Annotated in this window: 13 protein-coding genes; 6 read left to right on the forward strand and 7 right to left on the reverse strand. The window is 65.4% G+C overall.

What is annotated here, in order from left to right; genetic code table 11:
• Positions 1-88: 88 nt before the first annotated feature.
• Both secA and ACILRJ_RS16465 read left to right on the forward strand, forming a co-directional pair.
• Positions 89-2,836: a preprotein translocase subunit SecA gene (gene secA, locus ACILRJ_RS16460; protein ID WP_395684294.1), complete on the forward strand. Its 2,748-nt coding sequence runs from the start codon at positions 89-91 to the stop codon at positions 2,834-2,836.
• Positions 2,837-2,852: 16 nt separating this feature from the next.
• Positions 2,853-3,797: a Nudix family hydrolase gene (locus ACILRJ_RS16465; RefSeq protein WP_395684295.1), complete on the forward strand. Its 945-nt coding sequence runs from the start codon at positions 2,853-2,855 to the stop codon at positions 3,795-3,797.
• Between the two features lie 18 nt (positions 3,798-3,815).
• On the opposite strand, the gene coaE is transcribed toward ACILRJ_RS16465, so the two are convergent.
• The 4 genes from coaE to pilB all read right to left on the reverse strand — a co-directional run bounded on the left by coaE (position 3,816) and on the right by pilB (position 8,594).
• On the reverse strand, positions 3,816-4,439 hold the full coding sequence (gene coaE, locus ACILRJ_RS16470) for a dephospho-CoA kinase (RefSeq protein ID WP_395684296.1): 624 nt from the start codon (positions 4,437-4,439) through the stop codon (positions 3,816-3,818).
• A gap of 15 nt (positions 4,440-4,454) precedes the next feature.
• A complete protein-coding gene (locus ACILRJ_RS16475; protein ID WP_395684297.1) occupies positions 4,455-5,348 on the reverse strand; it encodes a prepilin peptidase in 894 nt (297 codons plus the stop codon).
• A gap of 96 nt (positions 5,349-5,444) precedes the next feature.
• Positions 5,445-6,728, reverse strand: a complete 1,284-nt coding sequence (locus ACILRJ_RS16480) for a type II secretion system F family protein (RefSeq protein ID WP_395684298.1) — start codon at positions 6,726-6,728, stop codon at positions 5,445-5,447.
• Positions 6,729-6,731: 3 nt separating this feature from the next.
• Positions 6,732-8,594, reverse strand: a complete 1,863-nt coding sequence (pilB, locus tag ACILRJ_RS16485) for a type IV-A pilus assembly ATPase PilB (protein WP_407065743.1) — start codon at positions 8,592-8,594, stop codon at positions 6,732-6,734.
• On the opposite strand from pilB, the gene ACILRJ_RS16490 reads away from it, so the two are divergent.
• The 4 genes from ACILRJ_RS16490 to ACILRJ_RS16505 are packed head-to-tail and all read left to right on the forward strand — an operon-like array spanning position 8,581 to position 11,930.
• Positions 8,581-9,435: a glycosyltransferase family 2 protein gene (locus ACILRJ_RS16490; protein ID WP_395684300.1), complete on the forward strand. Its 855-nt coding sequence runs from the start codon at positions 8,581-8,583 to the stop codon at positions 9,433-9,435. The two genes, pilB and ACILRJ_RS16490, sit on opposite strands and share 14 nt — an antisense overlap.
• Before the next feature lie 33 nt (positions 9,436-9,468).
• A complete protein-coding gene (locus ACILRJ_RS16495) occupies positions 9,469-10,182 on the forward strand; it encodes a class I SAM-dependent methyltransferase (RefSeq protein WP_395684301.1) in 714 nt (237 codons plus the stop codon).
• Between the two features lie 60 nt (positions 10,183-10,242).
• On the forward strand, positions 10,243-10,959 hold the full coding sequence (locus ACILRJ_RS16500) for a class I SAM-dependent methyltransferase (protein ID WP_395684302.1): 717 nt from the start codon (positions 10,243-10,245) through the stop codon (positions 10,957-10,959).
• Positions 10,956-11,930 (forward strand): hypothetical protein, encoded by a 975-nt coding sequence (locus ACILRJ_RS16505; protein WP_395684303.1) that lies wholly within the window; start codon positions 10,956-10,958, stop codon positions 11,928-11,930. The genes ACILRJ_RS16500 and ACILRJ_RS16505 overlap by 4 nt, the downstream gene beginning before the upstream one ends.
• On the opposite strand, the gene ACILRJ_RS16510 is transcribed toward ACILRJ_RS16505, so the two are convergent.
• Genes ACILRJ_RS16510 through ACILRJ_RS16520 form a run of 3 tightly spaced genes read right to left on the reverse strand, consistent with a single transcriptional unit; the run spans position 11,925 to position 14,661 of the window.
• Positions 11,925-12,875, reverse strand: coding sequence for a class I SAM-dependent methyltransferase (locus tag ACILRJ_RS16510; protein ID WP_395684304.1), 951 nt, complete (start codon positions 12,873-12,875; stop codon positions 11,925-11,927). The two genes, ACILRJ_RS16505 and ACILRJ_RS16510, sit on opposite strands and share 6 nt — an antisense overlap.
• Positions 12,857-13,783: an NAD-dependent epimerase/dehydratase family protein gene (locus ACILRJ_RS16515; protein ID WP_395684305.1), complete on the reverse strand. Its 927-nt coding sequence runs from the start codon at positions 13,781-13,783 to the stop codon at positions 12,857-12,859. Before ACILRJ_RS16515 ends, ACILRJ_RS16510 begins: the two co-directional genes overlap by 19 nt.
• A complete protein-coding gene (locus ACILRJ_RS16520) occupies positions 13,780-14,661 on the reverse strand; it encodes a glycosyltransferase family 4 protein (protein ID WP_395684306.1) in 882 nt (293 codons plus the stop codon). The genes ACILRJ_RS16515 and ACILRJ_RS16520 overlap by 4 nt, the downstream gene beginning before the upstream one ends.
• Positions 14,662-14,853: the final 192 nt, after the last annotated feature.

Here is a 14,853-nt window from a genome sequence, read left to right on the forward strand (position 1 = left end):
CCGGCCACGGCCCGGTTCCCGTCGGACGAATCCCGTCGGGGAATCCGCGCCGGTGCGGCCATCCCGAATTCCCAAGCGAAGACCCTCCATGCTCAACAGTTTCCTGACGCGCATCTTCGGCAGCCGCAACGAACGCGTGCTGCGCCAGCTCGGCAAGTCCGTCGCGCAGATCAATGCGCTCGAACCGAAGTACCAGGCACTCTCCGACGACGAGCTGCGCGCCAGGACCGACGAGTTCCGCCAGCGCCTCGCCGCCGGCGCGACGCTCGACAGCCTGCTGCCGGAAGCGTTTGCGACCGTGCGCGAGGCGGCGCGCCGCGTGCTTGGCTTGCGTCACTACGACGTGCAGCTGATCGGCGGCATGGTCCTGCACAGTGGCAAGATCGCCGAGATGCGCACCGGCGAGGGCAAGACGCTGGTCGCGACCCTGCCGGTCTATCTCAACGCGCTCGAAGGCAAGGGCGTGCACGTCGTCACCGTCAACGACTATCTCGCCAAGCGCGACTCGGCCTGGATGGGCAAGGTCTACGGCTTCCTCGGCATGACCGTCGGCGTGGTCTGGCCGGGCATGGACCACGGCGACAAGCGGGCCGCCTATGCCGCCGACATCACCTACGGCACCAACAACGAGTTCGGCTTCGACTACCTGCGCGACAACATGGCGCAGGCCGCCGAGCAGCGCTACCAGCGCGGTTTGCATTACGCGATCGTCGACGAAGTCGACTCGATCCTGATCGACGAAGCGCGCACCCCGCTGATCATCTCCGGACCGTCGGACGAGTCGCCGCAGCTGTACGTCAAGGTCAACCGCATCGTGCCGCGCATGACGCGCCAGGCGAAGGAAAGCAAGCCGGGCGAAGCGCCGGAGCCGGGCGACTACTACGTCGACGAGAAGCAGAAGCAGGTGCACCTGTCCGAAGAGGGCATGGAGCACGCCGAACAGCTGCTGCGCCAGGAAGGCATCATCGGCGAGGAAGAGGGCCTGTACGATTCGCAGCACATCGCGGTCGTGCATCACCTCAACGCGGCGCTGCGCGCGAACGCGATCTACCAGCGCGACGTCGACTACATTGTGCGCGATGGCGAAGTCATCATCGTCGACGAGTTCACGGGCCGCACGCTGGCCGGCCGCCGCTGGTCCGACGGCCTGCACCAGGCGGTCGAGGCGAAGGAAGGCGTGCCGATCCAGCGCGAGAACCAGACGCTCGCCTCGATCACGTTCCAGAACCTGTTCCGCATGTACAAGAAGCTGTCCGGCATGACCGGCACGGCGGATACCGAAGCGTACGAATTCCAGTCGATCTACGGCCTCGAGGTCGTGGTGATCCCGACCCATCGCCCGATGGTGCGCAAGGACGAGGCGGACGTCGTTTTCCTGAAGCAGCAGCCGAAATTCGATGCGATCGTCGAAGACATCAAGGAAAGTTACGAGCGTGGCCAGCCGGTGCTGGTCGGCACGGCCTCGATCGAGATGTCCGAGCTGCTCGATGGCCTGCTCAACAAGGCCGGCGTGCCGCACGAAGTCCTGAATGCTAAACAGCACGAGCGCGAGGCGCACATCGTCGCGCAGGCGGGCAGGCCGAAGGCGATCACGATCGCGACCAACATGGCCGGTCGCGGTACCGACATCGTGCTCGGCGGCAGCCTCGAAGCGGAATTGCAGGCGCTGGGCGAGGATGCCTCGGAAGCCGATCGCGCCAGGGTCAAGGCGGAATGGCAGAAGCGCCACGATGAAGTGCTGGCGCTCGGTGGACTGCGCATCATCGGCACCGAACGCCACGAATCGCGCCGCATCGACAACCAGTTGCGTGGCCGCTCCGGCCGCCAGGGCGACCCGGGATCGAGCCGTTTCTACCTGTCGCTCGAAGACAACCTGATCCGCATCTTCATGGGCGAGGGCGTCGCGCGCCTGATGCGCATGTTCGGCATGAAGGAAGACGATGCGATCCAGGACCGCATGGTCAGCCGCCAGATCGAGAAGGCGCAGCGCAAGGTCGAGGCGCACAACTTCGACATCCGCAAACACCTGCTCGAGTTCGACGACACCGCGAACGACCAGCGCAAGGTGATCTACCAGCAGCGCAACGAGCTGCTCGACAGCAACGATGTCGCCGCGACGATCGAGACGATCCGCCAGGACGTGATCACCGACGTCGTGCGACGCCACGTGCCGCATGACTCGGTCGACGAACAGTGGAAGCTCGGCGCACTGCAGGCCGAGCTCTTGAGCGAATTCGGCCTGCAGACCGACCTCCAGCAATGGCTCGACCAGCAGACCGATGCCGACGCCGACGACATTCTCGAGCACGTGCTCGCGCTGGCCGACCGCATGCTGCGCGAGAAGGAGGCGATGCTCGGCTCGGAAGTCATGCGCGGACTCGAGAAGCACGTGATGCTGTCCGTGCTCGACAACGGCTGGAAGGAACACCTCTCGAGCATGGACTACCTGCGCCAGGGCATCTACCTGCGCGGCTATGCACAGAAGCAGCCGAAGCAGGAGTTCAAGCGCGAGGCATTCGAGCTGTTCGAAGGCATGCTCAACCGGATCAAGTTCGAGATCGTGCAGCTGCTCGCGCGCGTGCGCATCCGCAGCGAGGAAGAAGTCGAGGCGATGGAGCAGCAGCAGCGCCGCCAGGCCGAGGCGCAGGCGCGCACGATGCAGTTCCAGCACGCCGAAGCGGACGGTTTCGCCGCGGACGACGAGATCGCGCAGGCCGCGCCCGAAGCCAGCGTCGGCATCCCGCAACTGCGCGAAGCGCCGAAGGTCGGCCGCAACGATCCGTGTCCGTGCGGATCGGGCAAGAAATTCAAGCAATGCCACGGCAAGCTCGCCTGAACTGAGGGCCGCCAGCATGCCGGCATCGATCCACGTCGTCGCCGGCGTGCTGCATGACGCAGCGGGTCGCGTGCTCGTCGCGCAGCGCCCGCCCGGCAAGCACCTTGCCGGCCTGTGGGAATTCCCCGGCGGCAAGTGCGAGGCCGGCGAGGCGGCGGTCGACGCGCTCGCGCGCGAGCTGCGCGAGGAACTCGGGATCGTGGTCGAGTCGGCGCGTCCCCTGATCGCTATTCCGCATCGTTATCCCGACCAGGACATCCTGCTCGACGTCTGGCAGGTCTCGACATGGTCCGGCACCCTGCATCCACACGAAGGGCAGGCGTTCGCCTGGGTTGACCTCGCCGCACTCGACCAGGTGCCGATGCCGCCCGCGGATCGCCCGGTGATCGCTGCATTGCGCCTGCCGGAGCGTTTTCTGATCACCCCGGACCTGCCCCAGGGCAGCTCCGCAGAACTGCTCGCCGGCATCGAGCGCGCCTGCCGGCGTGGCGTGCGCATGGTCCAGTTGCGCTTGCCGCACTGGCCACGCGCGGCATTGGCCGCGTTCGCACGCGAGGCCCGCACCCTCTGCACGGCGCATGCGACCCGCCTGCTGCTGAACGGCGATACCCAGCTCGCGATGGTGCTCGGCCTCGATGGCGTGCATCTGCCGGCGCGCATCGCCGCGACGCTGTCGCAGCGGCCGCTGCCCGCCGACCGCTGGCTCGGCGTCTCCTGCCACGACGCCGCCGAACTGCTCCACGCGGTGCGCATCGGTGCCGACTTCGCGACCCTGTCCCCGGTTTTCCCGACCCCGGGCCACGCCGATTCGACCGCGCTCGGCTGGGACCGCTTCGCCGACCTGGTGGCGCACGTGCCGATCCCGGTCTACGCCCTCGGCGGCCTCGAACGCGAGGACATCGACGCCGCCTGGATGGCCGGCGCGCAAGGCATCGCGGCGATCCGCGGGTTTTGGGGCTGACCCGGCCGGAGCCGGACTTCAGCCCTCGAGAGCATCGCCGGCCAGCGCGAGGTATTTTGCATGCAGTGCTGCAACGCGCTGGTCGAGGTCGGCCAGCGTGCCGTCGTTCACGATGACGTCGTCAGCGATCGCGAGTCGTTGTTTACGACTGGCCTGTGCGTCAAGCATTGAATCGGCAAGTGCGTCGGTGATGCCATCGCGCGCAATCAGGCGTGCATGCTGCACCTCGCGCGGCACATCGACGACCAGCACGCGATCGACCCAGCGGTAGTCACCGCCGCTCTCGACCAGTAGCGGGATCGCCAGCATCACGTAGAGTCCTCGCGCCGCCGAGGCGCGCTCACGCAGCACCGCGCGTACTCGCGGATGCAGGATCGCTTCGAGCCTGCGGCGAGCGTTCGTATCCGCGAATACCCGCTCGCGCATCGCGGCGCGATCGAGTCCGCCGCGCGAATCGAGGATGGCGGCGCCGAACGTCGAGACGACCTCGCGCAACGCTGGCATCCCCGGGGCAACCAGATCGCGCGCGACGACGTCGGCGTCGATCACCTCGACGCCGTGGGTTGCGAAGCGGACGCAAACCGCCGACTTGCCGCTTGCGATGCCGCCGGTCAGGGCCACGCAGAACGGAGTGTCACGCATCGGGCGTGACCACGCTCAGGCCAGTCCGAACAGGCGCGAATACAGCCCGCCGAGCTCCGGGCCGAACACGAACCATGACCAGCCGGCCGCAGCGATGAACGGACCAAACGGGATCGGCGTGCTGCGGTCGCGCCCCTGCAGCGCGAGCGCCGACCCGCCGACGATCGCGCCGATCAACGACGACAACAGGATGATAGGCAGCAGGCTCATCGCCCCCATCCACGCACCGAGCGCGGCGAGCAACTTGAAATCGCCGTAGCCCATGCCTTCCTTGCCGGTGGAAAGCTTGAACAGCCAGAACACCGACCACAGGCTGAGATAGCCGAGCGCGGCGCCGATGATCGCCGCAGGTGGCGCCACGAACAGTGGCACGAGCGAAACCAGCAAGCCGAGCCAGAGCAGGGGAAGCGTGAGCTGGTCGGGCAAGAGCTGCGTGCGCACGTCGATGCCGGAAGCGGCAATCAGCGTCCATGTGAACGGCAACGCCGCGGCCAGTTGCCAGCCGTACCCGAATCGCCAGGCGACCAGGGCGGATGCGAGCGCCGTCAGCAGTTCGACCAGCGGGTACTGCCACGAAATCGGCGTCCTGCAATAGCGGCAGCGCCCGCGCAGCGCGAGCCAGCTCAGCAGCGGGATGTTGTCGAGCGGTGACAGCGGATGCTTGCAGTGCGGGCAATGCGACCCGGTGAACACGAGATCCGGCGGTGCGGCCTCCGATTCCGACGCCTCGTGCGGCGGTTCGTTGATGGCGACATCCTGCAGCAGCTCGCGCGCCTGCTGGCGCCAGTCATGCTCGAGCCGGCGCGGCAGGCGCAGGATCACGACGTTGAGAAAACTGCCGACGAGCAGGCCAAGCACGCTGACGAGCGGAATCAGCAACGAGCCTTGCAACCACTCGAACTCGGTCATCGGCAATCCATGGATATCCGGGTCTGGAAAACAAGCAGGCCGGGACGCGTCCGATGCGCTCCCGGCCCGAGATGGTACGAGCAACGGCGGATTGCGTCAGCCGACGACCGAACCAAGCTTGAAGATCGGCAGGTACATGCCGATGACCATGCCGCCCACGACAGTACCGATGACGACCATGATCATCGGCTCGAGCAGGCTCGACAGTGCGTCGACCGCATTGTTCACCTCGGTCTCGTAGAACTCGGCGATCTTGAACAGCATCGCGTCGAGCGCACCGGCTTCTTCGCCGATCGCGACCATCTGCGTGACCATGTTCGGGAACAGGTTGGTCTGCTTCATCGCGAGCTGCAACTGGTGGCCGACCGCGACGTCTTCGCGGATTCGCTTTACCGCATCGTTGTAGACCACGCTGCCGGTGGCGTTGCCGACCGAGTCGAGTGCCTCGACCAGCGGCACGCCGGCGCGGAAGGTCACACCGAGCGTGCGCGCGAAGCGCGCGATCGCCGACTGGCGCAGGATCTGGCCGACGACGGGAATCTTCAGCAGCATGCGCCCGACGAAATGCGCGAAACGCTCGGACCGCTTGTACAACGTAATGATGCCGAAAATGCTGCCGACGAAGATCAGCAACATGAGCCACCAGTACGACGTCATGAAGCGCGACATGTTGATGAGCATCTGCGTAAATGCAGGCAGATCCGCGCCCATGCCCTTGAACACGGTCTCGAACTGGGGGATAACGAAGATCAACAGGATGCACGAGACAATCACCGCAACAGACAACACTGCGGCTGGATAGAACATCGCCTTCTTGATCTTGCCCTTGATGTTCTCGATGTTTTCCTTGTAGGTTGCAATCGTATCGAGCACGGTGTCGAGCACGCCGGCCGACTCGCCCGCCTTGACCAGGTTGACGAACAGTTCGTCGAAGTGCACCGGGTACTTGTTGAGCGCTTCGTGCAGGGCCGAGCCGCCCTCGATCTCCGTCTTCACGTCGACCAGCATGTCCTTCATGCGCGGATTGCTCTGGCCGCCCGCGACGATGTCGAAGCCTTGCACCATCGGCACGCCGGCGGCCATCATCGTCGCCAATTGGCGGCTGAATACCGCGATGTCGCGTCCCTTGATGGCCTTGCCGGTCTTGCCGAACAGCGGCTTGGCCTTGGCCTTTACCACCTGCGGATTGATGCCCTGCTTGCGCAGGTCGGCCTTGACCAGGTTCGCATTCTTGCTGACTGACTCGCCCTTGATCTTGATGCCGCGCTTGTCCAGACCGACCCAGGTGTAGGTCTGCATCTCGCTGACTTGCGCGCGGGACTTGCCGCGCTGAGTGGCGGCGGCTTTCGCCTTGAGTGCTGCGGCGGTTGCGGTAGCCATGGCTTAGTCCTTGGTGACGCGGTTGATTTCGGCGAGGCTGACGACGCCTTGCTTGCACTTCATGAGCGCCGATTGGCGCAGGTCGCGGATACCGACGCGGCGCGCCTCCTCGGCAATCTGCAGCGCGCTGCCGCCGGCGAGGATGATCTTCTGGATCTCCTCGCTCATCGGCATGACCTGATAGATGCCGGTACGGCCCTTGTAGCCTTCGTTGCAGCCGGAACAGCCGCCGGCATCGAACAACTGCATGCCGGAATCGATGTCGGCCTGGCTGAAGCCTTCGGCCAGCAATGCCGCCGGTGGAAGCACGAGCGGCTTCTTGCAGTCGTGCAGTCGGCGCGCGAGGCGTTGCGCGATGACCAGCGATACCGACGAGGTGATGTTGTACGGCGCGATGCCCATGTTCATCAGGCGCGAGATCGTCTGCGCCGCGTCATTCGTGTGCAGGGTGGACAGCACCATGTGGCCGGTCTGCGCGGCCTTGATCGCGATCTCGGCGGTCTCGAGGTCGCGGATTTCGCCGACCATGATCACGTCCGGATCCTGGCGCAGGAACGAACGCAGCGCAGCGGCGAACGTCATGCCGCGCTTGGTGTTCTGCTGCACCTGGTTCACGCCGGGCAGGCGGATTTCGACCGGATCCTCGACCGTCGAGATGTTGCGGCCTTCGGTGTTGAGGATGTTCAGCGCGGTATAGAGCGACACGGTCTTGCCGGAGCCGGTCGGGCCGGTCACCAGCACCATGCCGTAGGGTTTTTCGATCGCATCGAGGAACAGCTTCTTCTGGTCTTCCTCATAGCCGAGCTTCTCGATGCCCATCTTCGCCGCCGAGGCGTCGAGGATGCGCAGCACGATCTTCTCGCCGAACAGGGTCGGGCAGGTGCTGACGCGAAAGTCGATCGCCTTGGTCTTGGAAAGGTTGAGCTTGATGCGACCGTCCTGCGGCACGCGTTTCTCGGCGATGTCGAGCCCGCTCATGACCTTGAGGCGCGAGGAGATGCGCGGGCTGAGCTTGATCGGTGGGGAGGCGACCGCGCGCAGCATGCCATCCATGCGATATCGCACGCGATAGGCGGATTCATACGGCTCGAAATGGATGTCGGAGGCGCCGCGCTTGATCGCGTCTACCAGTACCTTGTTGACGAACTTCACGACCGGCGCGTCTTCGCCGCCCGTGGCGTCGACGCCGGTCTGTTCCTCGTCGTCGACCGCGCCGAGTTCGAGGTTCTCCAGTCCTTCGGAGTCGCCCATGTCGGTGATGTTCTGGCTCGATGCCGACTGCGCGAGCTCGATCGCGCGTTCGAGCTTGCCTTCCTCGACCAGGATCGGTTCGATCAGGTGGTTCGACTGGAACTTGATCTCGTCCAGCGCGCGAAGGTTGGTCGGGTCGGACACGCCCACGAAGAGGCGGTTGCCGCGTTTGAACAGCGGCAGGACCTTGTGCTTGGCTATCAGATCCTCGCGCACGATGCTGATCGGCAGCTGTGCGTAGTCAAGGGACTCGACATCCAGCAGGGGCATGCCGAACTCGGCCGAAGACGCCATCGCCACTTGGCGGCCCTGCGCCAGGCTGTTGTCGATCAGCCACGTCGCGAGCGGAATCTTCGCCTTGGACGCGTCGTCGACGGCCTTGCGCGCGTCCGCTTCAGCCAACACGCCGTCGGAGACAAGGCGCCTGGCGATGCCGGAAAGGCCCGCCAACGGCGGCGTATTCATCTGGGTTGCCATAGGAATGCCGTGCAAGTCCCCGTATCTATAGCTGAATCTACCCCAAATACATTGCCGAATGTACTCCCTGCGGGCAGTATAGGGAGACAGCTCACAGAATACATGCCTTGCGGCCGGGGAACCCATGCTGAGCATCATCCTGCCGGCGAAGAACGAGGCGGCCGCCCTGGTCGACCTGCTGCCGAAACTGCGCCGCAGCAGGCCGGACGCCGAGATCCTTGTGGTCGACGACGGTTCGACCGACGAAACCGCGAGAATCTGCCGGGAGGCCGGGGTGCGCTCGGTGCGCCAGCCGTATTCGATGGGCAACGGCGCGGCGATAAAGCGTGGCGCGCGCGAGGCCGGCGGAGACATTCTCGTGTTCATGGATGCCGATGGCCAGCACGACCCGGTCCTGATCGAACGCCTGCTGCTGCGACTGGATGAGGGTTTCGACATGGTCGTCGGTGCGCGCGACTGGTCCGGCCAGGCCGGCGTCAGCCGCGGCCTCGCCAACACGCTGTACAACTGGCTCGCCACGCGCATGACCGGCTTCGCCGTGAAGGACCTCACCTCGGGATTCCGCGCGGTGCGCGCCGGCAAGTTCCGCGAATTCCTGCACCTGCTGCCGAACGGGTTCTCCTACCCCACCACCTGCACAATGGCGTTCTTCCGCAGCGCCTATGCGGTCGCCTACGAGCCGATTCCGGTCGCGAAGCGCATCGGCAAGAGCCATATCCGACCGCTGCGCGACGGCGTGCGCTTCCTGCTGATCATCTTCAAGATCGCGACGCTGTATTCGCCCTTGAAGCTGTTCGCGCCAGCGAGCGCGCTGTTCTTCCTGCTCGGCCTTGGCCATTACGCGTACACGTTCGTGACCGCGCACCGGCTGACGAACATGAGCGTGCTGCTGTTCAGTGCATCAGTGATCGTGTTCTTGATTGGCCTGATTTCGGAGCAGATCACCGCATTGACCTACCGGCGGGACGATCGTGGCTGATGCTGGCGTGCCAACCGCCGCAGGGCCGCGTCGATGAACGTGCGCAAGCTGGCTGCGAAGGTTCGCCGCACGCCCTTGCATCCGCAGTGGCTGCTCGGCGGTGAGGCGATCGCGGGAGGCTGGGTGCGCGATCAGGCGCACGGTCGCGTACTCGACGTCGGCTGCGCGAGCCGCTGGATCGAGCGTTGGCTGGAACCGGGCTGCAGTTATGTTGGACTGGATTACCCGGCGACGGGACGCGACTTGTACAGGGCGCGCCCCGACCTGTTCGCCGACGCCAGCGAGCTGCCGCTGCAGGACGCGACGTTCGACACGGTCGTGCTGCTCGAGGTGCTGGAGCACCTGCGGCGGCCGTGCGAAGCCCTGCGCGAGGCCGCGCGCGTGGTGCGCCCGCAAGGCACGGTTTTGCTTAGCCTCCCGTTTCTCTATCCGGTGCACGACGCGCCGCACGACTACCAGCGTCTGACGATCCATGGTTTGATCCGCGACGTCGAGGCGGCGGGCCTCCGGGTCGAGCGCGTGACGCCTACGCTCGGCTCGGCGGATACCGCGGGTTTGATGACAAGCCTGGCACTGGGCGGCGCCGTTGCGAAGATCATCGAGCAGGGTGATCTGCGCCTCGTGCTGTTGCCCTTGTTGGCGCTCGCCATACCGCTCGTCAACTGTACGGCGTGGATCGCTGCTCGCGTGCTGCCGTCGTGGGACGCCATGACCGCCGGCTATCGCCTGTCGGCCACACGCCCCTGATCGCACGAGCGCACGACGACGGCAGCCATGAACCGCGGATATCAACCCGATTTCTCCACGATGTACGAGTCGATGCACTCGCTGGACGAGCGCCGCCGCAAGGCCGCGACCATGGTCGCGGTCCTCCGAGAAGCCCTTGGCCCGGCCCTCGCTCAGGCGCACGCGCTCAACCTTGGATGCTCCACCGGGATCATCGACGAGTACATCGCCGGCCACGTCCGCACGATGACCGGCGTGGACATCGACGAGCCCGCGATCGCGCTGGCGACGTCGCGGATTACCGCTCAAAACCTGCGATTCCAGCTTGGCGACGCAATGAATCTCGCGTTCGACGACGGGACGTTCGACATCGTCGTCTGCTCCCAGGTCTACGAACACGTGCCCGACGCGCGGCGAATGATGATGGAGATCCGTCGCGTGCTCCGTCCCGGCGGCGTGTGCTACTTCGCGGCGACGAATCGCTGGGCCCTGATCGAGAAGCACCACCGTCTGCCCTTTCTTTCCTGGCTGCCTGCGCGCGTGGCGGACCGCTACATGCGATGGGCAGGCAAGGGCGAGGCCTATTACGAACGCCACCTCGGGTATGGGGCGTTGCGTGATCTCGCCTCCGCATTTCGGATCGAGGACTACACCGGCAAGGTGCTGTCCGATCCCGAGCGCTACGAGGCCGCGTATCTGTTCCGCACGCGTTTCGCGCGCGTTGCCGCCCGGTCCATGTACGGCCTCCTGCGCAGGATGTTCCCTGGATACATCTGGCTGTTGTGGAAAGAGACTTGAGCCGTGGCGCTTCCGGCGACGGCGGCGCGCCCGTTGCGCCGCCGATGACCGGCCGTTCGCGCTGGTGGCGCGTCGTCGCAGCGATGCTCACCCTGCTGGCCGTCGCATGGGTGGTGCGCCTCCTCATGCAGGCGATGCCCGACATCGCCGCGCATTATCGCGAAATCGATCCGCAGCTCCTGCTCCTGGCGCTGTTGCTCGCGGGCGTGGCGTCCTGGTTCACGTTCCTCGCCTTCGCGAGACTGTTGCCGGCATTCCGCGTCGAGGGATATCGCCTGCGCGAACTCGCCCACCTGTATTTCACCGCGCAGCTGTTCAAGCATCTCCCGGGCCGCGTCTGGGGAATCGGTTACCAATGGATGGCGGGAGGACGAACCGCGTCCCTGGGCAGTTGGGTCCAGGCGAACCTGCTGCACACGTTGCTCGCCACCTACTTCGCACTCTGGAGTTCGGCGATAACGATCGCCTTCTTCGTTCGTCCCCCGGTCGGCGGCTTGGTGATTGTTGCTGGAATACTCGGCTGCGTACCGCTGTGGAGCGCCCCGAGCCTGCTCACGGCGCTGCCATGGATCGGTCCGAAGGTGAGGCGTCGCTTTGGAGACGACTCGCTGCGTGCATCCACGCTCGTCGCGCCGGCTGACAAGCTGCGCATCCTGCTTCTGTTCGCTGCGAGCTGGCTCGTCTGCTATGCGAGCTGGTACGTCATCGGCATGGCGTACGCTCCGCTTGGCGGCGCAGGCGGCATGCGCATGTGCGCCTACTACATGATTGCCTGGTTCGTCGGCTATGTTTCGCTGCTGACGCCTTCTGGTCTCGGGGTCCGTGAACTGGTCTTCGCGTGGTTCGCGCAGGACTTCCCGAGCGATGCGATCGTGCTGATGGCGATCGTCGGTCGCGTCAGTCTGTTGTTCGTCGACCTGCTGCTGGGATTGCTGTTCGCTCCGTTCGCTCCGCGAAAACCAGCTTCATGATGGTTTGGTGGCGGGTGCCGTGCATCGGAAGAACAGGTGCGAGGGCGCGAGGCGCATTCCGATCCACGGCACGACCGCAAGGGCGGGTGCAAGTACCTTGCATGGCAGGACGAGCCAGCGCAGCGACGCCACGCGGCGCAGTCTTCGTTCGAACAGCGCAGCGAGCTTGGCCACGATCTGCCGATAGGGCAGGGCGCCGGTCGTCGTGACGTCCACGTTCGTAAAGCCGGCACGCTCGAACAGGCGGACCAGCGCCGCGCGCGAAAACCACAGGAAGTGATGTGGTGGAAGGTCACCGTCGCCGAGTCTGCGATCGAATCGGGCGAGGAATCGATCCCGGTTCGGCACGCTGCCCGCAACGATTCCGCCGGGGCGGCACAACCGCTGCACCTGGGCGAGAAAGGCAAGCGGCGCGTCCTGGTGTTCGAGTACCTCGAAGAACGTCACCAGGTCGAATTGCTCGCCGCGCAGTCCGGACGCGTGCTCGAACGCATCCAGGGTCGATACGCTGACGTTCGCCAGGTGAAACTTTTCCCGGGCGACGGCGATGCTCTTTTCATCGAGGTCGATGCCGTGCGGTTCGTATCCGATTTGCGCAAGGCGATGCAGTACGGCGCCATCGCCGCAACCGATGTCCAGTGCGCGACCGCGATGTGGCGGCAACGCCGCGAACAATGGTTCCGCCCAACGCGGGAACGGTCGTTTTCCGGTGTGGTAATCGACGTAGGCTTCGAAGCCTTCGCCTTCGTACACGCTTGGATCCGCCTGCAAGGGCCACCAGAACTGCAGTTCGCAGTTCGGACATCGCTGCAGCGTGTAGGTGCGCTGGTTGTGCGGCGCCCGATGCACGTGCGCGGGAACATCGGCGCGGGCCTTGGCCGCGCAGCCCGCGCACGTCACTGAATCGTCGCTTTCCCGAATCTCGTTCATTGTCCGCTCAACCATTGCCAGGTGTGGACCACGCCGGCTTCCAACGGCGTGGCGGCCGTCCAGCCACAGCGTTCCCGGATCGCCCGCGTGTCGAGCACGATACGCTGGACGTCGATGCCGCGCGCGGCTTCATGACGTACGCACAGCCGCCGGCCGCTGGCGCGTTCGACGACGGAGACGAGATCGTTGAGGCTGTGGCCGACTCCGGCGCCGATATTGAACGTGCCGGTCGGCGCGCCGTCCGCAACGAAGCATTCCATGGCCGACACGACATCGTCGATGTAGACGAAATCCCGCACGGTCGACCCGTCACCCCAGATGCTCATGGTCGAGCCATCAAGCGCATGTTGCAGCATCGTGCGGATGACACCGAAGCCCTGGTAGCGCGGCTGCCCGGGTCCGTAGACGTTCGATGGGCGCAGGATCACGAGCGGATTGCCCTGTCGCTGCTGGAAGCAGCGCAGGAACGTTTCCACCGCGACCTTGCCGGCGCCGTAGAACGAAAGCGGCTTGAGCTCCGAGGATTCATCGGCCGTACCGCTGCCCGGATCGCCGTAGACGGTTCCGCCGGAGGAAACGTAGACGAGCCGAATGTGCGGATGTGCGATCAACTCGCCAAGCAGACCAAGTGTCGGGGCGATGTTCAGATCCGCCTCGAGCGAAGGCGTGACGGCGGACAGGCCCGGGGTCGTTGCCGAGGCGAGATGGACGATCGTCCCCATGCGTGGCAGCAATCGCCGCAGCAGTTCGGTGTTTTCCATCCCGCCACCATGGACCGTGCAGCCTTCGGCGATATCGAGCGTGGTGCCTCGCGCAAGCACATGCACTTCGTAGCCACGCGCGCCCAGGCGTGCGCACAGCGCCCGACCCATGAAGCCGGCGCCTCCGAGCAGCAGGACGTTCTTGTTGCCTGGTTCGGTCACGACGCGGCGAGCTCCCGGTGGATGTGGGCATAGCGTGCCGCGCAATCATCCCATGTGCCAACCCGGGACCTGACGAATTCACGCGCGCGCAAACCAGTCTCGTGGTTGCGCACGTCGTCTTCCAACTCGCCGAGCGCCGCTGCAAACCCGTCGCGGCTGTCGCACAGCCAGCCGGTTGATCCATGCTGGAGCAGGTCGACGTGCGCCGGGATGCGCGAGGCGACGATCGGCAATGTCGCTGCCATGGCTTCGAGCATGACCTGTGGCAATCCCTCCGCATGCGCGCTGAGCGTCACCAGGCCACGTGCCGTCGGAAACCATTCGCTGCAAAGGGCTTCCGGGGTCGCTGGGCCGTGGTAGTGCACCCACTCGGGGACTGCCAATGGTTCCTGCATCGGGCCGAACAGATGCAGTTCGCGATCGGTCCCGGAAAATGCCGCTTCTCCCCAAGAGAACAGCATGCCGATCTTTGCCTTGGTGAGTCGCGACACGCACAGCCATCGCGACGGGTTCGCGGGCGTGCGTTCGACCGCATACCAGCGCGGATCGATTCCGAAAGGAACGTGCCGCACGCGAGCGAGATCACCGAAGCGGCGTTCGAGTTCGGGCACCATCCACGCCGCATTCGGGCAGATGAAGACGCCTCGCCCGCGAAATACGCGGCGGAGCGCCGCCGCCATGCCGGGCAGGCGCAGCATGGCCATGTCGGTGCCGAGCACGGTGACCAGCAGCGGCGTCGCGCTGCGCGGCAGCGCGAGTGCGTTCTGCAACCAGTTGACATGCAGGACATCGATGTCGCGCTCGCGCCGGTACAGCGAACGCAGCATGCGCAAGAGTTGCAGCGGCGTACCCAGGCCGCGAATTCCGCGGGTCCGCATGAGATGGGCGATTCCGCCCGCTTGCATCAACTGCGCGAGCCACCTTTGTTCGTCGGGTGTTGCCGTATATGCGGCGTTGCCTGGCATCTCTCCCGGAGGACACCAGGCCCGCAGTCGGGTGTCATCGCGGCGCGCGAGCGCATCGGTGATGTGGCGGATGAACAAGCCCCTCCAGTCCCCGAGGTCGGCCGG

The organism is Dokdonella sp. (assembly GCF_044227025.1).
GTDB lineage: Bacteria > Pseudomonadota > Gammaproteobacteria > Xanthomonadales > Rhodanobacteraceae > Dokdonella_A.